This is a genomic window from Anaerobacterium chartisolvens (assembly GCF_003337415.1).
In the GTDB taxonomy this organism is placed as follows: domain Bacteria; phylum Bacillota; class Clostridia; order Acetivibrionales; family DSM-27016; genus Anaerobacterium; species Anaerobacterium chartisolvens.
On record NZ_QPJT01000007.1, the window covers coordinates 151,340 to 176,355 of the forward strand.

The following is a 25,016-nucleotide window of genomic DNA, read 5'->3' on the forward strand; positions in this document are numbered from 1 at the left end:
TTTTAATCCAGAAATTCCTCCAATGCCAGTGCGTATTGCTTTGCGAGTGCATTTATAGTGCTTTCCTTATACTCCTTTCTGTTATATATAAGCCTGAGCCTGAGCTTTCCAGACACAACCATTACCTCTATAACAAATACATATTCACGCTGAGAATTCAGGCTCTTTGCCGAGCCGGTATCAATATCGGCAAGTGAAAGGGCGCCTATGCCCGTTCCCCCTATAAAGCCCATATAATTAAAGAAAATTTCCGGCTCAAGAACGTATGACTTTTCAGGATATTTTTGGGGAAGCGTTATGAATCTTAGTATGTCGTAGCCTGCTCCTTTATTTGGTATCTGTGAAAACGAGCTCTTAAGGTTTTCTATTCTATGCCTGTGATCCGTTCCCTTTTCCATTTGAATTACAAACGGATAGGATATACTGAGCCATCCGATTGTCCTGAATATATTATAGGAGCTGAATGGAAGATCCCTCCCGTTTCCGCACAGTCTCACACATGTGTTTTCCATTCCTCCCCATCTTTCAAGTGCGGTACCCAGCGCACAGAGAAGAATACTTTCCACATTTGCCTTATAGGTATTGCAGCAATCCCTTATTAATTTTTTTGTTTCCTCTTCTCCCATCACATCAAAATAAAGCTCGGCGTTGTTCTCCAGCTTAACATCGCTTGTTTCAAAATCTCTTGGCAGCCTTTGTATAGAGGTACTCTCAACGGCATCCCAGTATTCCATTTCGTTTATAATGTCCCCGCCAAGTGCATAGCGGTTTATAAACTCCGCCCACTGCATAAAATCCGTGGTTTTACTGCCGAAGTCTATTTCAGCGCCTGTTTGCGCCTGAAGATATCCCGTTCCGATATCCTCCATGATAATTTCCAGAGATAATCCATCCGTTATGAGATGATGAACGGCCATAAAAAAGTAATCTCCATCCTTTGCTCTAAAAATGGCAAACCTTATAAGGGGCCCTTCCTCAAGCTCCATAGTTCGATGTATTCTTTGTGCCTCCTTTAAAACATATTCCTTTATATCCCAATCCTCACCGATCTCAAATACCGAAAGCACCTCCGAAAATTCCTCCACATTCTTAAAGCGCTGTACATACTTCCCGCCGTCACTCCTGAATACAAGCCTTAATGCGCCATGGTGATTCATAAGCTTTTTTATTACCGTTGTCATGACATCCGTGTCAAGCCTGTCCCTGCTGTGGATTTTGATTGACTCATTCCAGTGCTTCATATCGGTAAAATTTTTGGAGAAGAAGCACCTTTGCACAGGCAGAAGCTCAAATTCCGGGGTTTTCCCGCCCTCCTCCCCGCGCAGCTTTAAAAGCATTTGCTTTGCCTGGGCAGGAGATATCTTCTGCAATGCCACCTGCTCATATATCTGCCTTACAGCATCCTTCATATATCTTTCACCCCCTCGTTAAAGTATTAAGAATTTGCCTCCCAATTTATTGATATTAATCAGTTCTAGTCCTTATATAATTATAGCATTTAATTCTTTAAGTGGCTAATAAAACCATTTAATAAATGAAACAAAGCCAGGAGATACCGTTTTCCCATACGGTATCTCCTGGCCTGATTTTATTTAGCGCATACAAGCCCGGCTCTTATTGTCTCAGCTCCGCTTCAAGATTATTTTTCAGCCCGTCCAGCACCTTCTTCATCGCCTTCCCCACCTCTTCATCCGTTAAGGTTCTGTCGTCGGCTCTGAAGGTTATTGCATATGCCACGCTTTTCATTCCCTCGGGCACCTGCTTTCCCTTATAAACATCAAAAAGCGTTACAGACTCTAAAATTTTCCCCGCTCTCTGCCTTATAATTTCCTCTATCTGCTTAACTGTTACGTCATCCGCAACAAGCATGGACAGATCTCTTGATACCGCCGGGAATTTGGGCAGAGGCCTGTATTGAATTTTTTCCCCTGCCGCACTCACAAGCTTTTCAACCTCAATAACGGCGATATACGCCTTGGTGTCTATTCCGTAGTTTTCCAACACATCAGGATGCACCTCGCCTATTGTTCCGGCAGCCTCTCCATTTATAACAACTGCCGCCGTCCTGCCGGGATGAAATATTGGATTACCGCTCTCTCTCACAAATTCATAATTTGAGATCTTAAGCTCGCCAAAGAGCTGCTCTAAAATACCCTTAAGGCGGAAAAAGTCCGCGCCTCCGTACATTCCGACAGTCAATGTCTCATTTTCATAAGGCAGTCCCTTCTCATTAATCCCCTCTACCTGAGATATCCTGCTTCTGTTTGTGTGATAGGTATACGAAAGCTCAAAGAGCCAGGCTTCCTCTATTCTTCTGTTATAATTTGTAGAGAGCACCTCAAGCATACTGGGAATTGTGGTAGTACGCATAATGCTGTAATCGGCGCCCAGAGGATTTGAAATTACCGCAGCCCGTCTAAGCTCACTGTCTGCGGGAAGGTTGATTCTGTCAAAGACACCGGGGGATGCAAAGGAATAGGTATATGCCTCCGAAAGACCCTCTCCGGTCATTATGCAGCGTATTTTATCCTCCACCCTCTGTTTGAAGGTCTTTACTCCTCTGGTGGGTTTCTTGCCCTCCAAAAGTGTGGGCACAATATTGTTGTAACCGTAGAATCTGGCAACCTCCTCCGCTATATCGGCCGTTTCCTCAATATCCATCCTGAAGGATGGCACTGTGATTTTGCCGGCGCTTTCATCAACGTGAATGTCAAGCCTTTTAAGTATTGCTATCATTTCCTCCCGGGGGATATCGGTGCCAAGCAGCTTATTTATGGCTGCACAGTCCAGATCAATTATTCTTGGAGGTACTTCTCCGGGGTAGCAGTCTATCCTTCCCTTTGCCACCTGTCCCGCGCCAAGCATGGTTATAAGCTGTGCAGCCCTGTCCAAGGCATCCACTACATTATTTACGTCCAGACCCTTTTCAAATCTGGAGGAGGCTTCTGTCCTCATCCCAAGCTTTTTTGAACCTATCCTTACACAGGTTCCGTTAAAGCTGGCAGACTCAAACAGAATGCTTGTGGTATCACAGGATATCTCAGAGTTGCTGCCGCCCATCACGCCGGCAACCGCCACAGGCCGTTGTTCATCGGCAATAACAAGCATTCCCGGCTCCAGCTTCCTCTCACTGCCGTCAAGGGTTTCTATTACCTCTCCCGGCTCCGCCCCTCTTACTATTATTTTGGAGCCCGCCAGCTTATCAAGGTCAAAGGCGTGCATTGGCTGGCCCATTTCCAGCATGACATAGTTTGTTATATCCACTATGTTATTTATGGGGCGTATTCCCGCAGCCCTAAGTCGTTCCTTCATCCATGAGGGGGAAGGGGCAATTCTTACATTTTTTATAATCCTCGCGCAGTATCTTGGACACATTCCGGCATCTTTTATTTCCACGCCGGCACAGGCAGAAGCCTCCTCGTCTGTCTCCAGAACCCTTATTTCCGGCTTTGTAAACTTTGTACCCAAGGTGGCGGAGGTTTCTCTTGCTATACCCAGCATACTAAGGCAATCAGGCCTGTTGGGCGTTATTTCAAACTCAACGACAGAGTCGTTAATGCCCAGCACATCCCTTATGTCCATACCCAAAACCTTTGAGTCCAGCTCACCGCCGCTTGCCCCATCTTCGCAATACTTCCCGGCAAGCATATCGGGGGATAATACATATATTCCGTTCTCATCGGCATCCGGGAAATCATACCTTGTATATCCCAGCTCATCTATAGCGCACATCATACCTTCGGATTCGATTCCGCGCAGCTTTCCCTTCTTTATTTTCTTTCCTCCGGGGAGAAGCGAGCCGTCAAGCGCGACAGGCACATAATTCCCCACGCTTATATTTTGAGCCCCGGTGACAATCTGAATAATACCGGTTCCCACATTAACCCCAGTTACCTGAAGCTTGTCGGCATCAGGATGCTTTTGCTGTGAAATTATTTTTCCCACAACCACATTAAGGATTTCCTCACCCTGCTTTTCTATTCCCTCAACCTTTGAACCCGACAGAGTAAGCGCATCTGCATATTCCTGGGGAGTGACATTAATATCAACATATTCTTTTAACCACTTCAGCGGCACCTTCATAATTTCCGCAAACCTCCTTTTTTATATGGGGACATTCCTCAAAAAAGACGCTTTTTTTGACCCGATTTGTCAAAACTGCTTTAAAAACCTCACATCGTTTTCTGTAAACAGCCTCATATCGTCAATGTTAAATCTTGCCATAGCAACCCTTTCAACACCTAGCCCAAAGGCAAAGCCACTGTACACTGATGGATCAATTCCGCATTCTCTCAGCACCTTAGGGTTAACCATTCCGGCTCCCAGTATCTCAACCCAGCCTTCTCCCTTGCATATCCTGCATCCGCTTCCTCCACAGCCCCAGCACGACACATCCACCTCAGCGCTTGGCTCGGTAAACGGGAAATGGTGAGGCCTCAGTCTTATATTTGTACCCTCTCCGAAAAGAACCTTTGCAAACACCTTAAGAGTACCTACAAGATCCCCCATGGTAACGCCCTTATCCACAACAAGGGCTTCTATCTGGTGAAATACGGGTGAATGTGTGGCATCCACCTCATCTGAGCGGTATACCCTTCCCGGACATATTATTCTTATAGGGGGCTGCTGCGTCTTCATAACCCTTGCCTGAACAGGAGAGGTATGAGTTCTCAGAACCACATTGTCATTTATATAAAAGGTATCCTGTACATCTCTGGAAGGATGGTTTTTAGGTATATTCATAGCCTCAAAATTAAAATAATCCAGCTCAATCTCTGGGCCTTCGGCAATCTGATAGCCCATTCCAAGAAACACTTCCTTAATCTCATCAATCACCTGTGTTAAGGGATGCCTTTTGCCGAAGCCCCTGCTTGTGCCTGGCATTGTAATGTCTATAACCTCCTGCCCCAGCTTCAGCTCCTTTTCCTTTCGATCCAGTGTACTCTCAGTTTCCTCAAGTCTCTCCTCAATAAAACTCCTGACGTGATTTGCAATCTGGCCTATAATGGGCCTTTCCTCTGCTGACAGCGCTCCCATGCCTCTCAAAACGGACGTCAGTTCTCCTTTTTTTCCAAGATATTTTAATCTTATGCTCTCAAGCTCCTGTAATGACGATGCTGTAGAAAGCTCTTTTTCAGCCTGATTTTTAATGCTATCCAACTGCTCCTTCATTTTACCTTCTCCCTTCTTAAGATTTATTGCCCAAGCCCTTAAAATGCCGTACAGCAATCAAAAAGCCTCCATCCCCAAACTAAAGGGACGAAGGCATTCTTCGCGGTACCACCCGAATTTGGCCTGCAAAAGCATAAAACGGCCACTCTCATAAGGGCAACTTAATTTAAGCATACAAAAATCATTACCCTCTTACTTTAACGGGTTTGCTCCGGCACCTCCTACTTTTTAGCCGAAGAGGGAAAAGACCCTCAGCCAACGGCTATTGTTCAGCGTGCAGCTCCGGAGGGAACTTCAACATCCTGTCCTATAAGGTACTTCCACCCTGCCAAGCATCTCTCTTATGCAGGTACCATTTCTCTGAAAGGGACTCTTTAAGATGGCTACTTTACTCCTTCACAGCCTTTTTTAATATTAAACTTATATTTTGTATTATTATAACATCATAAAAGCTTTTATACAATAAATTTTTTAAAACGGGTCAGCCGTGAATTTTGACGACTCAGGGGAGGAATAAAAATCTTTTTAATATTTTGATTTTTATTCCATCCAACACATACAATAATTGCAATTTTATTGTAATTATTGTATAATATTATTAAAGACTAACATATCTATGACATTTTTATCTGGTCAATCAAATTATTCTGCTAAAAAAATTTTTAGGGGGAGGTAATTGCATGTACAAGCTTAAGTCAAGGGTTCAAAAAATGTTGTTTTCCGTATTGATGAGCAGTATCATTATTATCGGAGGAATTGTTTCAGTACCAAACGCCGCGGCAAGCCCAATAAAAATAATGCCCGTCGGAGATTCATGCACTGCGGGTATGGGAGATCCCAACATGGGCTCCTACCGTACCGATTTATACAACTATTACAAAAATGCCGGACTAAGCATCGACTTTGTAGGCTCGCAGAAGGGCGGTCCAAGCACTTTGCCCGACAGAGATAACGAAGGCCACTCCGGGTGGATGATTCCCCAGATAGCAAGTAATATCAACGCATGGCTTAATACCTATAATCCTGATGTAGTATTATTATGGATAGGTGGAAATGATGCGATTTTAGGCAACAACATAAACACGACGGGACTTAGCAACTTGATAGACCAGATCTTAAATCTCAAGCCTCAAATAAGAATATTTGTATCCGACTATTATCCCGTTCCCGACAAAATCAAGGAATATAATGTAACCATTCCGGGTGTAGTCAAACAAAAGGCCGATGCCGGAAAGAAGGTCTACTTTGTCAAGCTTAGTGATATGCCGCTGAATAAAAGCACCGATATCTCTTCGGACGGGCTGCACCTAAACCCCACAGGATACAGCAAAATAGCTAAGATATGGTATGACAGCACAATTTCGGTTTTGCGCTCCATGTCCGAGCCTGAAATTCTATACGGGGATTTAAACGGTGATAAGAATATAAATTCAACAGATCTTGCGCTGATGAAGAGATATATTATAGGCAGCATTACAGAATTTCCCGTTCCAAGCAAGGCGGCGGATTTGGATGGAAACGGATCAATAAACTCCATTGATTATTCATTGCTTAATAGATACCTGCTGCAGCTTATAACGGATTTTCCTGTTAACGCAAAATAAACTCCGATTTGGGGACATTCCTCAAGGAATGTCCCCAATAATACTCACAAGCTCCTTATGCACCAGTCCATTACTCCCGAGGATGCTGCCCGGATTCGCCGGGTTAATTTCATCTCCGTTCCACCTGCTGCAAATTCCTCCAGCCTCTTTGAGGATTACCATGCCGGCAGCATAGTCCCATATCTGCAGGTTCATTTCATAGAACCCGTCCAGCCTTCCGCACGCCACATATGATATATCAAGAGCCGCCGAGCCGCTCCTTCTTACATCCCGGCAGCGCAGAAACACCTTTTCCGTGATATCAAAGGTTAAGCCTGCCTTGCTTCTGTCATACGGTGTTGTTCCAAAGCCTATAAGACAGTCTTCCAGTTTTTTGTTGCCACTTACCGCTATTCTTTCCCCGTTTAAAAAGGCACCCTCACCCTTAAATGCCGTAAACATTTCATCCAGATACGGATTATATACTATTCCCATTGAAGGACTGCCATCTACAAAAAGTGCCAGTGAAATAGCAGAATGCCTGTACTGGTACATATAGTTGGTCGTGCCGTCTACGGGATCAAGAACCCATGTGGGCTTGTCCCATTTCACGCTGTATTGGTCCAGTTCCTCACTTATAAAATTGCTTTCCGGCATAATTTCCTTTAGCTCTTCCATCATAAGCTTCTGTACGGCAAAATCGGTGTCAGTCACATAATTTGCAAAGCCTTTGGATATAATGCTTTTTTCATCCCCCAGCACCGTAAAAAAACACTTTCCTGCTTCTCTTACGGCCTTTTCGGTATTTTTTATTATATCTTTTATCATAATTTAGTACTACCTTTCAGAGTTTTTACTTATTATACCCCTATATTAACAGTTAGATATGGCGTAAGCAACACCCTTTGTTCCCTCTGTAGACCCATTTATAATGGGCTGCAATTGATGTCTGCACAAGGAATTTTTATTTTAATAGTATTTTTCAATATAACATATAATAAGTTGGCTATAAATAAATTTCTGCCGCAAAAATTTTCGGCTATGAGGAAGGAGCCTTGCGTATGAATGCTTCACTGACGGTCAGAGTTATGGAAATAATTATAGCCGTAAACTTTCTGCTTATAATTGCCGTCGTCTATATAGAGAAAAAAAAGCCTTCCGCGGCTGCGGTGTGGGTACTTATACTAAGCTTTCTACCTGCGGCAGGTATTGTTCTATACCTTATTTTCGGGAGAAATCTGCGTCTTAATAAAAAAAGAATTTTTAAAAACAAAAAGGAATATGACCTTCAGTATAATGCCGAGCTAATCAGACAAAAATATTTGCTGGATAACAGAAAAATTTATCTTACTGATAAAAGTACAGGCGAATATCTGGACATTATAGAAATGCACTTAAATGCCAGCCGGAGCATATATTCTCAAGACAACAGCATAATTATTTTTACAGAGGCTAAGGACAAATATTCTTCCTTAATAAAAGACATTGAGGCTGCTCAGGAATCGATACACCTTTTGTATTTTATAATCAATAATGACAACATAGGAAGAAAAATCGTGGATTGCCTGACTAACAAAGCACGTCAGGGAGTATCGGTAAGGCTGCTTTATGATCATATAGGAAGCCTTTTTACTCCATTCAGCATGTTTAACGATTTAATAAAGGCCGGAGGAAAGGTCTACAGGTTTTTCCCCTTGCGCTTGGGGACATACCTCAGAATTAATTTCAGAAACCACAGGAAAATTGTGGTAATAGACGGCAGGATAGGATACACCGGAGGCATGAACATAGGAGACGAATACATGAGCCTGCATAAGCGTAAGACTCCCTGGAGGGACACACATATCAGGATTACCGGCTCATCGGTGCATGCTCTTCAGGAAAGGTTTCTGTCAGATTGGTACTACACCTCAAAGGAAAGCAGTATAAAAGACTCCGAAATGCTAAAAAAATTTTTTCCCGAGGTGAGTTCTGAGGGCGAAATAGGAGTACAGGTAGTATCAGCAGGGCCTGACTCCAGACGAGAGCAAATAAAATTAGGACTTATCAAGGTTATCAATTCTACCAGAAAGTTCCTGTACATTCAATCACCGTATTTCGTGCCGGATGAGCCTTTTTTAGAGGCTCTGCAAATCGCAGCAATGTCGGGCGTGGATGTGAGGATTATGCTTCCCTCCGTACCTGACAAAAAGTTTGTTTACCGTGTAACCTTCTCTTACATACAGGATCTTATAGGTTACGGCATAAGAGTGTATTTATACCCAGGGTTTCTCCACTCTAAGATGCTGGTTATGGATGGAAAGATAGCTTCCCTTGGCACAACAAACATCGACATAAGAAGCTTCTCTTTGGATTTTGAAATAAATGTATTTGTATATAACACAAGCTTTTCAGAGCAATGTGCAGAGATTTTTGAAAAGGACATGGAGGTATGCCGTTATGTTACAGAAGAGTGGTACCGGTCGAGAAGCTTTTTAGTAAAAGCGCAGGAGGGATTTTTCAGGCTTTTTTCCCCCCTCATGTAAATGTGCTCCAATTCTTTAAAAAGGCCGGGGACAGGCAAAAACATTACCCATACTTGGATGCTATTACTCTGGCAGCATGAACTCCGCTGGCCGATGCCTGAGAAAGAGAATGAGTGACCCCGGATCCATCTCCCAGTATATACAGACCCTTAATGACCGTCTGAAGGCTGTTGTCCACCTCCACCTTCGAATTATAGAATTTCACCTCGACTCCATACAGGAGAGTACTTTCGTTGGCAGTTCCCGGAGCAATTTTATCAAGCGCGTATATCATTTCAATAATATCATCCAACTGCCTTTTGGGAATAACAAGACTCAAATCTCCCGGAGTAGCATTGAGGGTAGGTATGGTAAAGCTCTGCTGAAGCCTGTGTTCATTAGTCCTTTGGCCCTTAATTAAATCTCCGAACTTCTGAACAAGCACACCGCCTCCTAACATATTGCTCAGTCTGGCAATAGACTCACCGTATTCATTGCTGTCCCTGAACGGCTCGGTGAAATTATTTGAAACAAGCAATGCGAAATTAGTATTTTTTGTGTGCAGCCGGGGATCAGAATAGCTATGCCCGTTAACCGTCATTATTCCATTTGTATTTTCCGTGACAACCTCTCCATACGGATTCATACAGAATGTTCTTACCGCATCGGAGTATTTTTTTGTACGGTATATTATTTTACTCTCATATACATCATCGGTAATATGTGCAAAAATTTCAGCAGGAAGCTCTACCCTCACTCCTATGTCTACCCTATTGCTTCGCGTCTTTATTCCCAGACTGCTGCACACCTTAGAAATCCACTTAGATCCAGAGCGCCCAGTAGCAAGAACTACATTGGCACCTATAAAGCTACCCTTTGCAGTGTCTACGGAAAAGCCCTCGAGGTCTTTGGAAATACTGTTAACTTCACATTCAAAGACTATCTCCACCCTATCCTTTAAATACAAATACAGGTTTCCCAATATTATCAAATTTCTGTCTGTCCCAAAATGCCTTACCTCTGCATCAAGCAAATGCAAATCATTTCTAAGCGCCTGAGTTTTTAGACCGGAGTTGACAGTAGAATAGAGCTTAGCCCCCTCTCCTCCCATTTTGCAATTAACCTCATCAACATAATACATAAGGCTGAGAGCCTCATCATATCCCACGTATTTATACAACTCACCGCCAAAGTTATTAGTTATGTTGTACTTTCCGTCGGACATGCTGCCGCTTCCTCCATATCCGTTCATTATGCTGCATGTCGCACATTTAATACACGACTTAACCTTTTTACCGTCTATGGGACATTTTCTTTTTTCCAGCCTCTGTCCCTTCTCTATCATCAACACCTTAAGACCGGGAACACTTTGTGCAAGTTCATATGCCGTGAAAATACCGCTTGCTCCGGCACCAACTATAATTACATCATATACCATAAAAAATCCACCTTTTCTACTACTAGTGTAACATATTACGGGGACATTTCTCAACAATCAAGTAAATTTCTTCTAAATTTTTCAAAAATAATTTACTTAAACCTCTTTACCAAACGCACGTTCTATGTTAAAATATAGGAAATAGTATTTTAAGGAGTCAGATATGCCTAGAAAATCCCGTGAAAAGCACCCTCATGCCATTTTTCATATAATGTCCCGCAGTGAGTCGGAATTCCTCCTCTTCAGAGACGACGACGACAAGGATTATTACCTAGGGCTGCTTAAGAAGTATACCGACAAGTATAAGTGCGGCATTTACGCATACTGCCTGATGGACAACCATCTGCACCTTCACTTGGACCCCAAGGGCTTTGATGTGTCAAAATTCATGCACTGCTTAAATACTGCCTATGTTCGGTACTACAATCATAAGTACAAAAGGCACGGGCACGTGTTTCAGGGCAGGTTTGAGAGCAGGATACTGGACACCGACGAATACAACCTTGCTGTTTCGGCGTATATCCACAACAACCCCCATGATATAGAGGGCTATTCAGGCAGAGAAGAGGCGTACAAGTATTCCTCCTACGGCATATACTTAGGCATACGGAGAGATCTGCTCGGACTGATTGATAAGAGCTTCATTATGAAGCTTTTCAATATAGAAGATCATGAACAGTTTGCAGAAAAATACTTTGGCTTTGTGAGTCACCAAAGGGATGTGGGTAGCTTCAAAAAGCTGAAGAAGAGCCTTTCCACTGCAATACAGTATGAGTATGTAAGCGGAAGAGATATTATTGCACGAAACCTTCCGGTAGCAAAGGTCATTTCTTTTATATCCACCAGTCTTATGCTTCCTAAATGGGCTGGACTGGCTCCTAGCGGCAAAAGGAAGTTGCAGGAATTCAGGGCATTCAGTGCCTATGTCTTAAGGGTGCTGTGCGGGCTAGGCTACAGGCAAATCTGCGGCAGTATGCACAACATAACCATATCCGGCTGCTCACGCATGTTTACAAGGGGCTATGAGCTGCTCAGCTCGGGCAATCCTATGTACCAAAGCGTGTTTGATGAGCTGGCAGGCTTAAGCACATAGCCGCCTTGCCTATAAAAATTAAGCATCAGAATAATTATATCCCCATTGGGGCATTAACTACTTCATTTTATATACTACAAATATGTCTGTCTTATTAAACCTTTAATTGTTATGGCTTTTGTTATTATCCTAAAAATCAATTCAACTTACAACTTTACAACTTAACTCGCAAAAATCAATCGGGGACGTCAGGCTGCAATCCACTTTACTCACTGGGGGACATTACTCAACAATCAATCCCAAAAGGCTTAGAAAATCTGCTGCACTATGTAGTATTTCCCAACTTTATATCTTCCATTACTTTATTCGAGAAGGAGAAGTGTCCCCCTTTGTTTTTGTTTTTCCTCCTATAATTACTGCCTTCAAGGAAAGATCACGGTTTAAAACTAAAATATCCGCTCGTTTGCCTCTATCAAGACTTCCCACTTCCCCAAATAGCCCCACCGCTCTAGCAGGGTTTTCGGCTGCGGCACGCAGAGCACCCTCCAAAGGCACGCCAAACCCCACCGCTCTGCGGAAGCAATCGGCAAGACATAAGGTGCTTCCTGCAATCGTACCGTCTGCAAGAGTGGCCTTTCCACCTTCTATTGTGACATTCTGGCCTCCAAGCGAGTATATACCGTCAGGCATGCCACATGCACGCATTGAATCACTGATCAGACATACCCGCTCCTCCCCGAACCAACGGAATACAGCTCTTACAACCGAAGGGTGTAAATGTATACCGTCTGAAATCACTTCTACATAAGCTGCATAATCACTTGCCGCACCAATGACACCCGGATTGCGGTGATTAAACATCGGCATGGCATTGAACAGGTGTGTCACATGTGAAGCACCCGCAGAAAAAGCCCTTTCCGCACATTGGTAGCCGGCATCAGTATGTGCCACCGATACAGTCGAATGACGACTGACCTCATGGATAAATGCCTCTGCTCCCTCCGTCTCGGGAGCTACGTCCACAAGCAAAATATTGTTGCCGGACAACGCATTTAGACGCAAAAACATTTCCTTATCGGGAGCGATAAATGCATCCTCCCTGTGAGCTCCTTTCCTTGCAGGAGAGAAAAATGGCCCTTCCATGTTAATACCCCTCATAACTGCATGTCCCTGATGCTCCCTGTCTATAAAAACCTTGGCCTCTGAAAATATTCTGCCCAAGGATGCCTCGTCAAGTGCCATTGAGGTGCCGCAGAAGCTCGTGACCCCCTGAGAGCCCAGATAGTCTGCAATCTTCAGCAAGCCCGACTGCGTGCCGTCACAAAAATCGCTACCTGCCGCACCATGAATGTGTATATCCACAAATCCAGGCACAACGTAGCAATCCTTTGCATCCAGTACAGTCTCGCCTGTTTGGCTGCTCCGAGAGGTTATTTCATAAATGCGCTCTCCATCTACTACAACATTGATTTGTTGAAAGCAGTGGTTTGGTAAAAATACGTTTCCATTTTCAATTATCATACAATGATTCCCTTTCTATTATTATTGAACCTCATTAAAGTGCATTAAAGTGGGGACACTTAATGTGAAAATAAAGCGGCAACGTCACGGGAGCGGAACGCCACAGGGGGCGTTCCCTACCAATCGTTTTCATGCATTATCCTGTGTCGGAAAGGTCATGGATGTTCTCTATTTTTGAGGAATGTCCCCACTCTTGAATATGCTATTACATCCTCCAGTATGCTGTCGGCAAACTCCATCCCTCCACTTTCACAAATCTTGAGCTCAGGTCCATTTATGTATGAGTCTATTTCACTGCAGCGCGGCACAAAGGCCATGCTTGCAGCCTGCAGCATAGGTATGTCAAAACAACTGTCCCCTGCACAAATTACCGTATCGGCATTAAGCAGCTTTTTTATACGACGTATCGCCGTCCCCTTATCAAGTGCTATGGGGATTATATATATTTTTTCTCCATGGCTGTCCACGCTTACCTTTTCCATATCCAGTGCGCTTTTTAATGCCCCGGTACTTCCGGCCACGTCCCGGGTTTTTGTAAACACAAAAACACCGTCTACTATGTCGGCGGCACGAACCACTGCCGGGTCATTCCTTAAAATTTCAATCCCACGGTGAAGCTCCTCCATGCTGCCCTTAATCATTTCCGCGGTATCCCGTCTCCATGCCTCGTCTATATTATTGTCCACCAGCAGCACCCCGCCATTGCTTGTCAGAGCATATTGGGGAAAGCCGTTTTTTAAAAGCCTTATCCTCCTGTACTGCTCCACGGAACGCGTTGTAACAGGTACAAATACAGTCTCTCTGTCTGCCTCCTGCAGGAGCGAGTAAGCGCGGGGAGTCATATACGACAGTTCCTTCTCACCCATTGTTTCCACGCATATGGAACCTTCTGCCGCCCTCTTGTATGAGTATATTAAGGTATTGTCAAGATCACATGCAAAAAGTATCAATTTTTAAAAAACTCCTTTACAGTATTTATGTATCGGCCGCCAAAGCCTTTATTATACCGCACGCCCGGTAAACAGCCAGCGGGTACTGAATTACTTCAACCTGCTTTTCCTCCGCCAGCCTTAGAATATGGCTGAGATATTTTGTATCTCCGGGCTCTCTGACAAGAATTTTCCATGGGACTCTTCTGAGCAGCACCCTTGTGGTTTCTCCGATTCCGGGCTTTACAAAATTGATGTCTTTGATTCCGAATTCCTCAGCGATTTTTTCCACCTCTCTTAAGCCCATCCCTTTTCTGTCTCCAAGCTCCTGGCTTTCGTACTCCCCGTCATAATTCATGAAACCCTCAACCCTGCTTATAAAGTCATAGGACATATCCTCGTTTTCCAGTTCCCTATAATATACCGCACCGTGGAAGTCATTTTCCCCTATTATGCTGTTATTTAGAAATGTACGGCTTAAGAGGCCCGACACAGTGGAATTCAGGCACGAGCTTGGTATAAGAAAATCCTCATGAGTCCCGCACAATTCCGTTATCCATGCAGGGTCGGCAAGCACGGCCAATTCGTGGGAAACTCCGGGGTACGCCTCAAGCTCCCTTTTAAGCTCATTGAATATCGCACCCTTTCCCGTCCACCCATCCACAAACTGTATGTCCCTTGCGCTGTGAAGCTTTAATATGTGCTTCATGGCGTTGTGGTCTATTCCCCTTCCCCTTATAATTGAAATGGTGTAATGAGGCACACGTATGCCGTATTTTTTTTGCAGATACCTTTTTATAAGGATTCCTACTGGGGTTCCGGCACGGGCAAGGGAAACAAGAACAGCGCCTCTGCCCTTCCTTTCAATAATCTTTTCCGCCACATTCCCCACCGCGTATGCCGTCATCATGGAATGAGACGACAGCGATTCGTTATACACCCTCATATAGCGCGGAGACGGCCTGTATTCTATCGGAAGCATCTCGGAATAATGCGTGCCCGTCTGTATTCTCCTCTCACGCTCCGATGTGCCCAAGGGCTCTACCATTCCCGATACGTCCTTTAACAAAACTATTACATCATCTTCAGAATATGATGACTTCACTATTCAACCCACCTTATCCCAATTATTTCTTTGCACCCCAGATCTCCCAGCCTCCCGGACAGGCTTTCAAATTCCTTTCCAAACGGTCTTTCGGAGTCGGTAAGCACTACAGCCGTGTCATAACGGCCTAAATTATATAAAAAGGTCTGGCGATCCCCTGAATAAAAGCTTGTGAGCCCGAACCGGCTTTTTATGGGGTATCCCTTTGCCCCGTCAGGGACAATAGGGCTTCTGGTGGTTGAATGCACCTTTATACACGAAATATTGAGGGCCTCCGATATTTTTTTTGCTGCGAATATTGCAGGGTACATAAACTCTTCTGTTCCAAGCACCAATACGCTGCTGTCAGACCGTACCCTTTCCTTCAGTATTTCAGCGGTCTCCTCCGCAAGCCTCTGACAAGACCTTTCATATTCCCTCACAACAACCCCGGTGCGCGGATCAGTCCTTCCGTTAACGGAAAAAACGCTTTTTGCTATGCTCGCTTCATTGTCAGGCATTTCCTCCATCTGTGAATATGAAAGATTACAAAAGGGATCGATGCTCTGATCATATTTAATTTTCACCAGATAATGAAAATTAACTCCCGCCTTTTTAAACTCCGCCGCATGTGCCTCGTTCATCCCGTTTACTATAGAGGCAGCAGTTACTTTTGTTGTGTCATTTATAAAGCCCTTCTCCTTCAGCACTCTGACAAAATTGAGAATTGTTTTACCTGTAGTAATTTCATCCTCTATAAAAATAATTCTGTCCGCTTTTATTATAAACTCCTCGGGATAGCTGCAAAACAGCTTTTGCTCAGTTGCATGGCTGTGCTCCTCCTCAAAGCTGACAATGTTTTTTCTTACGTCTATACCCTCCCTTGAGGTGTGCAGGTACGGCGTATCCCCCTTAAAGCACAAAGCAACTGCCGCCCCGACAGCCGTTGCGGTTTCCGCAAAGCCTATTATCGTAGTTCTTTCATTTCCATAGCTGTCCGCAAGCTCCCTTCCAAGCCGGGAAAATAAATCAAGAGCCTTCCCCGGGCATACGGGTATATGCTTTGCCTGTATATAGTTAACAAACAAATAAGTCCTTTTAGGGTTGTTATCCCTTCTCGCAATTCCTATAAGCTCATCAAAAGAGTAGTTTGTTTTATTCTTAATAATTTCCATTTGTTTTTACCCCATATACGCCGGCAAGAGCTAATATTTTTTCCGCCCATTTTTTATGAACCTTCAGCTCATTCATTCTGTCCACAAGTACACCCCTTTGTACTCCCAATATATCGGACTCCCAGTTTAAAAGCCTTTTGGCATCCTCATAGTCTGCGCGCTCAACGGCCATTTCCTCCTGAATTACGGGTATTTGAGAAGGATGAATAGCGGTTTTTCCAACAAATCCGTTCAGCTTGTCCAATGCAAGCTCTTTTCGCAGGCCCGCTTCCCATTCCCCTGTCCCCTGCCTTCCGAAGTATTCCCAAACGGGAGCAGATACAATGTACTGTCTTGAAAACATGTTGATTATGTCAATAAGAATATTGTTTATAACCCCTATATCATATATTGTATTGTTTATATTTCTTCTGACCCCGAACTGGTTGCAGAAGTCATTCCCTCCCACTCTCACATTCAGTACGTAATCGGATATTCCCTCCAGGGAGCTTTTTATTCCCGCCAAAGCCTCCCGACGGGTTTCAACATTTGCAACGCTCCCGCTCTCTATAATAGGCATTGCATATATCCTTAAATTGCCGGTTTGCGAATTTATGCCGCATAATACCTCACTGTACCGTCCGGCATTTGTGTGATCGAATTTCGGCAGTATAAAGCCTGTAATAATTTCACAAAAATCCTTCAGCTCTTCAAATACCCTCCTCATTTGCTCGGGATGTCTGACCCTTATAAAAATTAAAGGGATGCTGCCAATTTCAATAAGTCCGCGGAACACGGCGGAGTATATCCTTTGAACAGTGTCGTACAGGCACTTTTCCGCATACGCAGCGCTTTCATCCCTTATTGCATCCTCAAGACACAGTGCCACGGATTTTAATGCACTATGCTTTTGCATACAAATATCCTCTGCAATTGTCGGGTGAGTGGCAGGAGTATAAAGCAGCGCACCAACAGCATATTTTAATACGTCCGGCGGGGAATTCCTGCTCCATTCAGCCCCCTCGCGGCAGTTTCTTGTGCTTTCAAATATATATATCATTTAAGCCCCAACACGCTCTCATTCTTTTATTTTTTTATTTATTTCACTTATAAATATATATCCCATTTTAAGAAGGGTTAATTCATAAAGACTCATCAAGAATAGTGCCCTGAGCACTAGATTACAGACAGCCCATAGCTCTCACACAGGCGTTTAAGACCATCCCTGAATCCGGCACCCACGGTATTTATTTTCCATTCGTTTTTGTACCTGTAAAATTCGATTGCCACAATAGTCGTTTCAATAAGCAGATCCTTAGCAAAAAACCGCAGCTTCTCCCTGCCCTCTGACAATATCCTTACCACGGGATCGACTATTTTTGAAAAGTTATTGTTGGCGTTGTTTCCATAAATAGAGTACGCAACCGAAATAGTCGATATTTCTGCCGGAATTTTTGCCAAATCTATCAGTATCGACTTGTCTCCATTGTCATCTAAGCATTTTACCCCTCCGCACCGCGACGACGGGTTGCCAAAAAATATCAGACTGTCATCCCCTCGAGCCTTTCCGTTCTTTTCAAGCATAAACACGTAAGGATCAACATCCATCTGCTGGATCATGCCCGACCATGTTAAATTCAACTGAATTTTGTCTTCAAGTATTCCATTAATTGATAAACGCTGCCCTCTTTTCAAGATGCCAACGCTTGGATCAGACACCATAGGCGCAATAATATTTAAGGCGGAAACGGTATTTGAGGAGCCGGACATTACTGCCGGAGCATGGCTGCTTGCCTGATATACCACTCTGTTATTTACATATCCCGACACATTTGGCCTTACAGACCCGTTTATATATGCCCTTCGTATAAACATGGATTCAAACAGTATTTCTCCGTATATGAAGGTGCCCTCCTTCAGCTTTTCCGAGGCTATGGTTATTTTATTTCTTCCCGGCATGAGGTGTTCAGGACTTATGGAAATATCCCTGATAGTGGATTTCAGCCTTACACCGACAGGCACCTGCACCTCCATCACAAAAGAAGCTCGGCTTTCCGCCGGAAGCTCTCCCAGATGAATTACCTGAGGTATATCCCAAACGTCCTCCTCGTCCCTTATCCCCTTTATATTCCCTATTACCTCTACATTTTCATATTTCGTGTCAGCCGCAGTTGAAACCAGACATGTAAAATCATCGGCATTTGCGCTGTGCTCTGTAACCTCAACGCGTAAATTTTTTATTTTTACTCCTTTTGATGCAATAACCAGTACAGGCCCTTTTTTTGCCCAAAGGGTGGTAGAAGCTCCGGTAACGGTACAGGGCTTCCGTATATAAAACGGTCCTTCAAATTCTCCTACAGCCAGTTGTACAGAGGCATCCGGCAAACAATTATCTAAAAGCTGCTGTATGTCAACCTTCATACGCTCCACCTCACATCTATAAAGTTAATATTTTTTACTGCCCGTGCATCAAAAAGATTATCTGTATCTGCGGAATACATCTCCTATTCCCTTATCGCAGGTCCCCTGTCCCACCGCATGAAAGCACCATCCATCTCCCGCTCTGCACAACTCCGCTACAATAACCGAGGTCATTTTTGAATAACTGTCGGTTAAATCATATATGCACAGCGTCTCATTGCTCTCAGCATTTAACACCTGCACCCTTGCACCCTCTACAACACCAAAATCCTGCTTTTTCTCTTCAGCCTTATATATTGAAACCGCAAACACTATAAAATGTACCTGCTGCGGTATTTTTGACAGCTCAACAAATATTTGCTCACAGTCTGAGGCGGTATTTGAGCCCTTTAAATTATCTCCTCCATGCAGGACGGATTTTGAAGAATGCTCCAGATTAGCATGGTAAACAACATCATTTCCCGACATCAGCTTTTTGTCTTTATCAAGCAAAATAGCAAAGGCATCACAGTCAACCGACTGACCCTTAAAAGACGGGATCTCTCTCCACCTCAGCCCCACTAAAATCCTTTTAAGCTTTTTATCACACTTTGATAAATTAACCTTTTCACCCTTTTTAAGATTCACTGCCATATCAAGCTACCCCAATTCATTGCATAAGTATTTCCAAAGCACATGAAAATTTTATAAACAGGCTGCCGCAAAACTAGTCATGCCTTGCAGCAGCCTCTAATTCAAAAGTATCAGCCTTATACATTTACACCAAAGCTGCGGCAGAGCGCCTCAAGCCCTCCCTGATACCCTGCGGCAACGGCATTGAATTTCCAGTCCTTCCCGTGGCGGTATATTTCACAAACCACCAGAGCTGTTTCAACAGAAAACTCCTCAACAAGATTGAATCTCAGAACCTCTTCGCCCTTAGTATCATTGTCATTTGCCATCTTGGCAACACGTACATATGCATTGGAAACCTGTCCGAAATTTTGTCTGCGCGCAACCGCATCGTGGATAGTAACGGTTATGGCCACCTTGTGGACTTCACTGGGCATTTTGCTGAAATTAATAAGAATTACTTCATCATCGCCGTCTCCCTCGCCGGTCAGATTATCTCCGGTATGCTTTACCGCACCGTTTCTCCCGTCAAGGTTATTGTAGAAAATAAAGTCATTGTCACTTAATACCTTTCCATTCTCCCCAAGCAAAAAGGCCGCCGCGTCAAGGTCAAAATCATATCCTCCGTCGTATTGATTTGTGTCCCATCCAAGTCCCACCATTGCAAGCGTTATAGATTTATCCAGGCTTACGCGCTGTCCCTTTGAAAGATTAACCGGCATAAAATGCACCTCCTAAAAATTTTATACGTATCTGTTAGCTGTCGCTACAATACCGCTGTCGCTTGTTGCCTCCCCTATTGCATTAAACTTCCATTCATTCTGGTAGCGATAGACCTCTCCAAATATCATAGCAGTCATATTGTTATAGCTATCCGATAAATTAAATTTGCAAAGCTCCTTATTTGTCCCCGCATCCACAATCCTTATAAACGCATTTTTTATCATTCCGAAATGCTGATTGCGCTCTCCCGCCTTGTAAATGTTTACTACAAATACTATCTTCTCATATCTTGACGGCAAATCCTGCAAATCAACCAGTATTTGCTCATCGTCGCCCTCGCCCGCACCTGTGAGGTTATCTCCCATATGCTTTACACACCGGCTGGTATGGCTCAAGTTTCCAAAATACACTATATCCTCTGAAAGCATGTTCTGACCTATCAGAGCACGCCCCCCAATTATTTTACCCCCTGATCCACAAAGTATGGCAGAGGCATCGCAGTCAATGCTCTGGGTCTTGCTTGCTCCTCCGAATAAAGAGCCAAGAAAGCCCTTGCCCTGACCCGAGGAAGGAGCTTCATCCCATCCTAAGCCGACCATTATCTTTTTAAGGCCTGTATTTCCCTTGGTCAAATCCACCTTTTGACCCTTTTGCAAATTAACCGACATAATAAACCTCCTTACGCAGATGAAATGATAACCGTCATCTGTTATTTTGAGCCTGTAATTCCAAGCTTTCCTAACCAATTTTTAAAGCCCTTGGGATTTCTGGTCTGTATCAGCACAACTCCGGGCCCCCTAAACCTGCATACGAGAAATTCTCCCGACATTATGCTGTTGCCCCAGCCTCCCGAGGCTTTTTCAATAGAATAGTTCATGTAATCAGCCCATGCCACCAAATGCCCGTTGTCCACAATAATCTCTTCATTGGGGTTCAGGTTTATCGCATGGATAGCGCCATAGCTGCTTACGAACACTGTCCCCTTTCCGCTTACATTCAATACAAAAAGACCCTCTCCGCTAAAGATACCCTGTATCAGATTCTGAGCCTTTGTGTCGATCTCAATACCGTCGGTGGCGGCCAGAAAGCCGTCCTTTTGAACCCTTAAGCCATAAGAGCCGTCCAGCTCTACGTCTATTATACCACCCGGAGTGGAGTGCGCAAATAAAACCTCTCCGTCGCCGCGGCTGGCAGTAAGATATTGAAAAAAGAAGCTTTCTCCCGCAAGCATTCGCGTAAGTCCGCGGAACAGCCCTCCCTCAACCCCTCCCGTAACATCTATTGTCCCAGACATTGCTACCATAGCGTCGGATTCAGCCTTCAGTCTCTCTCCCCGCCTTAATTCACATCTCACAACAGGAAACGCATCCTGATATAAAATCTCATACTTCAAAATTATCCCACCTTCATCTCCTCTTAAAATCCAAAGCCTTTGCCGCATGACAGGTAAATGCCCTGTCCGCGGCAAAAGCTTCCGATAACTTGCATATTTAAGCTACATCTATGCCAAAGCTCCCGCACAGAGCCTTAAGCCCGCCCTGAAACCCGCTTCCTATTGCATTGAACTTCCATTCGGTGCCGTGCCTGTAGAGCTCTGCTACCACAACAGCCGTTTCCACAGAGAAGTCCTCTCCGAGATCATAGCGTATAAGCTCCTCATTTTTCGCTTCATCCACAATTCTTATATATGCGTTTGAAATCTGTCCAAAGTTTTGTTTTCTGGCTTCAGCCTCATGTATTGTAACGGTAAAGTCAATTTTCTTAATGCTCTCAGGAACAGCCTGCAGGTTAATTTTCACCTGCTCGTCGTCTCCTTCGCCCTCACCGGTCAAATTGTCCCCCATATGCTGCACCGAACCGCTTTCATGAGATTTATTGCCATAGAAAACGAAATCCTTTTCACTTGCTACCTTACCTGACTCAGCAAGCATAAATGCCGCCGCATCCAAGTCAAAATCGAAGCCTCCGTCATACTTGTTTGTATCCCACCCTAAACCAACTACAAGCTTTGTAAGGCCGGGATTGGTTTTGGTCAAATCCACCTTCTGTCCTTTTTGTAAGCTAATCGCCATTTCTATCACTCCTTCTGTTTTATTTTTAATTACTATTTTATAAATTATAGTAACAGATGTATACACAAATTAAACACTTTATCACTATCTCCAACTACTTTTGTACTCCTAAAACGGCCTTTTTAATTAAATCCACAGGTATAACGGTAAGTGCCAAAGCAAGTGTAAATACCCACTCTGCCGCTGTAAGGCCCGCACATCTAAGCACAGCTCCTCCTAAATATGTCATAAGCACCTGAATTACCACTATTAATGCTATAACCCTTATAAACCCTTTGTTTTTCCCTATATTGTCAAAAAGATTCATTTTCTCAGTTCTTGCGTTAAACGCGTTGAATACCGACGCAAATATAAAGAACGAGAAGTATCCGGTAAGCATATAGATATTGCCGGGATGCTCACGGAATAACGATGCCGCAAACGGTGACATCAGCATAAACAGGCTTACCGCAAACAGCCAAAGGCTTACTGTAAGTATCGATCTCCACATATACGGGCTGACAATGTTTTCATCCCTGCGCTTAGGTCTTTCCTTCATAAAGCGTTTAAGAGCCGGCTCTCCTCCAAATGCCAGAGCTGCCAGAGTATCCATTACAAGGTTTACCCACAGGATCTGCGTAATTGAGAGCGGGTTTTCCATTCCCAGCAGGGGAGCTATAAACGATATGAGAACCGCAGTTACATTTATAGTTAGCTGGAAAATTATAAACTTCCTTATACTGTTGAAAATAGTACGTCCATAAAGTATTGCCTTGTCAATTGAACTGAAGTTATCATCCATTATGACAATATCGCTGGCTTCCTTGGCCACCTCTGTGCCTCCGCCCATGGCAAAGCCCACGTCGGCCTTTTTCAAGGCCGGAGAATCGTTCACTCCGTCTCCCGTCATTCCTACAACAAGGTTCATTTCCTGCGCTATTCTGACAAAACGGCTCTTATCGCTCGGAAGTGCTCTGGATACAACCCTTATATCCTTAAGCTTCTTTTTCAAATCCTCATCCGGCATTTCCTGCAACTCCTCCGATGTCAGCACAATATCGGTGTCCTTTTTTATAAGTCCAGCTTCCTTTGCAATAGCAACAGCGGTATCCTTGCGGTCTCCCGTAATCATAACAACCTGCACGCCTGCGTTTTGCACCTCATCTATAGCAGGTATGGACTCGGCCCTTACCTCGTCGCGTATTCCTATAATACCAACCAGCGTCCATTCGCCCTCGGGAAGCTCTTCTCCATTTAACTCCAATTCTGTGGTTGCGAGAGCAAGAACTCTTATTGCTCTGGCCGCAAGCTTATCTATCTGCTCCTCAACCGCCTTTTTGCTTTCAAAAGACTTTTTCTGCCCGTCAACATCAAAGTAGTTGGTACACCTGCTGATTATATTCTCAGGAGCTCCCTTTATAAGAGTACAGTGGTAATCGCCGTGTACGTGAGCGGCAGAATACTTGTTTTCACTGTTAAAGGGTATTGATTCAATTGTTGCTGCCTTTATGTTATTGCTTTTTCCTGCGACAAACCCCAAAATTGCACGCTCTGTGGCATTACCGCCTATTATTTTTGTATTTGACGAGCCTCCTACAACCATTGCGGAGGAATTGCTGTAAACGCTTAACGACAGCAGCTTCCCAAGCTCGCCTATTACCTTGGAATAATCATTATATTCCCTTCCCTCACCATCGACAAAAACTACCGCTTCAAGCTTTCCCTTAGTTATTGTCCCTGTTTTGTCACTAAAAAGAATATTTATACTTCCGGCTGTTTCTATTCCGGCAATTTTTCGCACCAATACGTTGTCCTTGAGCATTTTGCCCATGTTGAGCGCCGAAACAATAGCTATCATCAGAGGCAGTCCTTCAGGAACAGCCATAACAATTATTATAACGGCAAGAATAACGGCTTCTACGACATTGTTTAAAACAGTCATCCAGTTGGAACAGTATTCTACTATTCGGGCCAAGTCAAAGCCGTTATGAATAACTATCCTTTGAAACAGAAAGGCTACCGCTATCGCAAGACCTCCGATATATCCGAACTTGCTTATGTTTCCCGCAAGTCCGCTGAGCTTTACCTTAAGCGGAGTGTCTCTGTCTTCCTGCACCTGAAGCTCGCTTGCTATCTGCCCGTATACCGTCTTTTTCCCTACTGTGGTTACAGCCATTGTTGCATTTCCCGAGCATACAACCGTTCCCCGGAACACCTTATACTCATTCAGGAAATCGGTTGACGTGCCCTGCTCCACATAATCGTCCGGCATAACCTTCTTTGAAGCCTCTTTTGCCTCTCCGTTTAAAACAGACTGATCAACCTTTATGCTTCCGTCAAGCAGTATGCCGTCCGCCGGTATTTTATCCCCGGTCTGAAGCAAAATGCAATCGTCAACAACAACGTCGTCAATGGGTATCTCTACCACATCTCCGTTGCGGTAGACCTTGCATTTAATTTTAGATGCCTGATCCTGCAGCTTCTGAAATGCATTTTCATTTCTATACTCGGAAAAGGTTGAAATGAAGGTAGCCAGAATTACCGCTAAAGCAATTCCCGCAGACTCATACCATTCAGTTTGTCCTAGAAATGCAAAAATTACATTTATAATAAGTGCTACACATAAAATCTTAATCATCGGGTCTCCGAAATTACCCTTGAGCTTTTCCCAGAAGCTTTCCGTCTCACTCTCGCCAAGAGTGTTATCCCCGAATTTTTGTCTCAATTCTTCTACCTGACTATCATCCAAGCCAATTTTCTTCACTCGTCTTCCTCCTCAATTTTGTAGTTA

General features: G+C 44.0%; 20 protein-coding genes. 3 read left to right on the plus strand and 17 right to left on the minus strand.

The genetic code is table 11. The features are described 5' to 3' along the window. Positions 1-2: 2 nt before the first annotated feature. The 3 genes from DFR58_RS08030 to pheS form a co-directional block, all read right to left on the minus strand. On the minus strand, positions 3-1,409 hold the full coding sequence (locus DFR58_RS08030) for a condensation domain-containing protein (RefSeq protein ID WP_114297296.1): 1,407 nt from the start codon (positions 1,407-1,409) through the stop codon (positions 3-5). A 205-nt stretch (positions 1,410-1,614) separates the two neighbouring features. Beyond that, a complete protein-coding gene (pheT, locus tag DFR58_RS08035; protein ID WP_114297297.1) occupies positions 1,615-4,083 on the minus strand; it encodes a phenylalanine--tRNA ligase subunit beta in 2,469 nt (822 codons plus the stop codon). Between the two features lie 69 nt (positions 4,084-4,152). After that, on the minus strand, positions 4,153-5,172 hold the full coding sequence (gene pheS, locus DFR58_RS08040; protein ID WP_114297347.1) for a phenylalanine--tRNA ligase subunit alpha: 1,020 nt from the start codon (positions 5,170-5,172) through the stop codon (positions 4,153-4,155). Positions 5,173-5,852: 680 nt separating this feature from the next. Here pheS and DFR58_RS08045 point away from each other — a divergent pair. Continuing rightward, on the plus strand, positions 5,853-6,776 hold the full coding sequence (locus tag DFR58_RS08045) for a dockerin type I domain-containing protein (protein ID WP_114297298.1): 924 nt from the start codon (positions 5,853-5,855) through the stop codon (positions 6,774-6,776). 21 nt (positions 6,777-6,797) lie between these two features. Here the strand turns inward: DFR58_RS08045 and DFR58_RS08050 are convergent, their stop codons facing one another. Continuing rightward, on the minus strand, positions 6,798-7,583 hold the full coding sequence (locus DFR58_RS08050; RefSeq protein WP_114297299.1) for an inositol monophosphatase family protein: 786 nt from the start codon (positions 7,581-7,583) through the stop codon (positions 6,798-6,800). A gap of 233 nt (positions 7,584-7,816) precedes the next feature. Between DFR58_RS08050 and cls the strand changes: the two genes are divergently transcribed. Beyond that, positions 7,817-9,280: a cardiolipin synthase gene (cls, locus tag DFR58_RS08055; RefSeq protein ID WP_114297300.1), complete on the plus strand. Its 1,464-nt coding sequence runs from the start codon at positions 7,817-7,819 to the stop codon at positions 9,278-9,280. 43 nt (positions 9,281-9,323) lie between these two features. Here cls and DFR58_RS08060 read toward each other — a convergent pair whose 3' ends face one another. Then, positions 9,324-10,697, minus strand: a complete 1,374-nt coding sequence (locus DFR58_RS08060) for an NAD(P)/FAD-dependent oxidoreductase (RefSeq protein WP_114297301.1) — start codon at positions 10,695-10,697, stop codon at positions 9,324-9,326. Positions 10,698-10,860: 163 nt separating this feature from the next. Between DFR58_RS08060 and DFR58_RS08065 the strand changes: the two genes are divergently transcribed. Then, entirely contained in the window at positions 10,861-11,790 is a 930-nt protein-coding gene (locus tag DFR58_RS08065) for a transposase (protein ID WP_114297302.1), read from the plus strand. A gap of 297 nt (positions 11,791-12,087) precedes the next feature. Here DFR58_RS08065 and nagA read toward each other — a convergent pair whose 3' ends face one another. From nagA to DFR58_RS08125, 12 genes are all read right to left on the minus strand, one after another. Beyond that, complete coding sequence (gene nagA, locus DFR58_RS08070) at positions 12,088-13,251, minus strand: N-acetylglucosamine-6-phosphate deacetylase (protein ID WP_114297303.1); 1,164 nt, start codon at positions 13,249-13,251, stop codon at positions 12,088-12,090. Positions 13,252-13,406: 155 nt separating this feature from the next. Beyond that, entirely contained in the window at positions 13,407-14,201 is a 795-nt protein-coding gene (locus DFR58_RS08075) for an HAD hydrolase family protein (protein WP_114297304.1), read from the minus strand. A gap of 25 nt (positions 14,202-14,226) precedes the next feature. Further along, entirely contained in the window at positions 14,227-15,285 is a 1,059-nt protein-coding gene (locus DFR58_RS08080; RefSeq protein ID WP_114297305.1) for a cysteine protease StiP family protein, read from the minus strand. After that, positions 15,285-16,439 carry a phosphoribosyltransferase domain-containing protein gene (locus DFR58_RS08085; RefSeq protein WP_114297306.1) on the minus strand — a complete coding sequence of 385 codons (1,155 nt, stop codon included), beginning with the start codon at positions 16,437-16,439 and terminating at the stop codon, positions 15,285-15,287. The genes DFR58_RS08080 and DFR58_RS08085 overlap by 1 nt, the downstream gene beginning before the upstream one ends. Then, complete coding sequence (locus tag DFR58_RS08090) at positions 16,426-17,478, minus strand: HpcH/HpaI aldolase/citrate lyase family protein (protein WP_114297307.1); 1,053 nt, start codon at positions 17,476-17,478, stop codon at positions 16,426-16,428. The genes DFR58_RS08085 and DFR58_RS08090 overlap by 14 nt, the downstream gene beginning before the upstream one ends. 116 nt (positions 17,479-17,594) lie before the next feature. Beyond that, positions 17,595-18,839, minus strand: coding sequence for a TerD family protein (locus DFR58_RS08095; RefSeq protein ID WP_114297308.1), 1,245 nt, complete (start codon positions 18,837-18,839; stop codon positions 17,595-17,597). A 57-nt stretch (positions 18,840-18,896) separates the two neighbouring features. Then, positions 18,897-19,472 carry a TerD family protein gene (locus DFR58_RS08100; protein ID WP_114297309.1) on the minus strand — a complete coding sequence of 192 codons (576 nt, stop codon included), beginning with the start codon at positions 19,470-19,472 and terminating at the stop codon, positions 18,897-18,899. Between the two features lie 116 nt (positions 19,473-19,588). Next, positions 19,589-20,173, minus strand: coding sequence for a TerD family protein (locus tag DFR58_RS08105; protein WP_114297310.1), 585 nt, complete (start codon positions 20,171-20,173; stop codon positions 19,589-19,591). 21 nt (positions 20,174-20,194) lie between these two features. Next, entirely contained in the window at positions 20,195-20,842 is a 648-nt protein-coding gene (locus DFR58_RS08110; protein ID WP_114297311.1) for a TerD family protein, read from the minus strand. A gap of 41 nt (positions 20,843-20,883) precedes the next feature. Beyond that, positions 20,884-21,567 (minus strand): TIGR00266 family protein, encoded by a 684-nt coding sequence (locus DFR58_RS08115; protein ID WP_114297348.1) that lies wholly within the window; start codon positions 21,565-21,567, stop codon positions 20,884-20,886. Between the two features lie 97 nt (positions 21,568-21,664). Then, positions 21,665-22,246, minus strand: a complete 582-nt coding sequence (locus DFR58_RS08120) for a TerD family protein (RefSeq protein ID WP_114297312.1) — start codon at positions 22,244-22,246, stop codon at positions 21,665-21,667. A 94-nt stretch (positions 22,247-22,340) separates the two neighbouring features. Continuing rightward, entirely contained in the window at positions 22,341-24,989 is a 2,649-nt protein-coding gene (locus DFR58_RS08125) for a calcium-translocating P-type ATPase, PMCA-type (protein WP_114297313.1), read from the minus strand. Positions 24,990-25,016 lie beyond the last annotated feature (27 nt).

Bases quoted from the DNA above. Each gene is read 5' to 3' on its own strand.
- DFR58_RS08105 (WP_114297310.1), bottom strand. From the start codon at position 20,173: ATGCCGGTTAATCTTTCAAAGGGACAGCGCGTAAGCCTGGATAAATCT.
- pheT (WP_114297297.1), bottom strand. From the start codon at position 4,083: ATGAAGGTGCCGCTGAAGTGGTTAAAAGAATATGTTGATATTAATGTC.
- DFR58_RS08045 (WP_114297298.1), top strand. From the start codon at position 5,853: ATGTACAAGCTTAAGTCAAGGGTTCAAAAAATGTTGTTTTCCGTATTG.
- DFR58_RS08065 (WP_114297302.1), top strand. From the start codon at position 10,861: ATGCCTAGAAAATCCCGTGAAAAGCACCCTCATGCCATTTTTCATATA.
- DFR58_RS08095 (WP_114297308.1), bottom strand. From the start codon at position 18,839: ATGAAGGTTGACATACAGCAGCTTTTAGATAATTGTTTGCCGGATGCC.
- DFR58_RS08060 (WP_114297301.1), bottom strand. From the start codon at position 10,697: ATGGTATATGATGTAATTATAGTTGGTGCCGGAGCAAGCGGTATTTTC.
- DFR58_RS08110 (WP_114297311.1), bottom strand. From the start codon at position 20,842: ATGTCGGTTAATTTGCAAAAGGGTCAAAAGGTGGATTTGACCAAGGGA.
- DFR58_RS08120 (WP_114297312.1), bottom strand. From the start codon at position 22,246: ATGGCGATTAGCTTACAAAAAGGACAGAAGGTGGATTTGACCAAAACC.
- DFR58_RS08085 (WP_114297306.1), bottom strand. From the start codon at position 16,439: ATGGAAATTATTAAGAATAAAACAAACTACTCTTTTGATGAGCTTATA.
- cls (WP_114297300.1), top strand. From the start codon at position 7,817: ATGAATGCTTCACTGACGGTCAGAGTTATGGAAATAATTATAGCCGTA.
- DFR58_RS08030 (WP_114297296.1), bottom strand. From the start codon at position 1,409: ATGAAGGATGCTGTAAGGCAGATATATGAGCAGGTGGCATTGCAGAAG.
- DFR58_RS08100 (WP_114297309.1), bottom strand. From the start codon at position 19,472: ATGGCAGTGAATCTTAAAAAGGGTGAAAAGGTTAATTTATCAAAGTGT.
- DFR58_RS08090 (WP_114297307.1), bottom strand. From the start codon at position 17,478: ATGATATATATATTTGAAAGCACAAGAAACTGCCGCGAGGGGGCTGAA.
- pheS (WP_114297347.1), bottom strand. From the start codon at position 5,172: ATGAAGGAGCAGTTGGATAGCATTAAAAATCAGGCTGAAAAAGAGCTT.
- nagA (WP_114297303.1), bottom strand. From the start codon at position 13,251: ATGATAATTGAAAATGGAAACGTATTTTTACCAAACCACTGCTTTCAA.
- DFR58_RS08050 (WP_114297299.1), bottom strand. From the start codon at position 7,583: ATGATAAAAGATATAATAAAAAATACCGAAAAGGCCGTAAGAGAAGCA.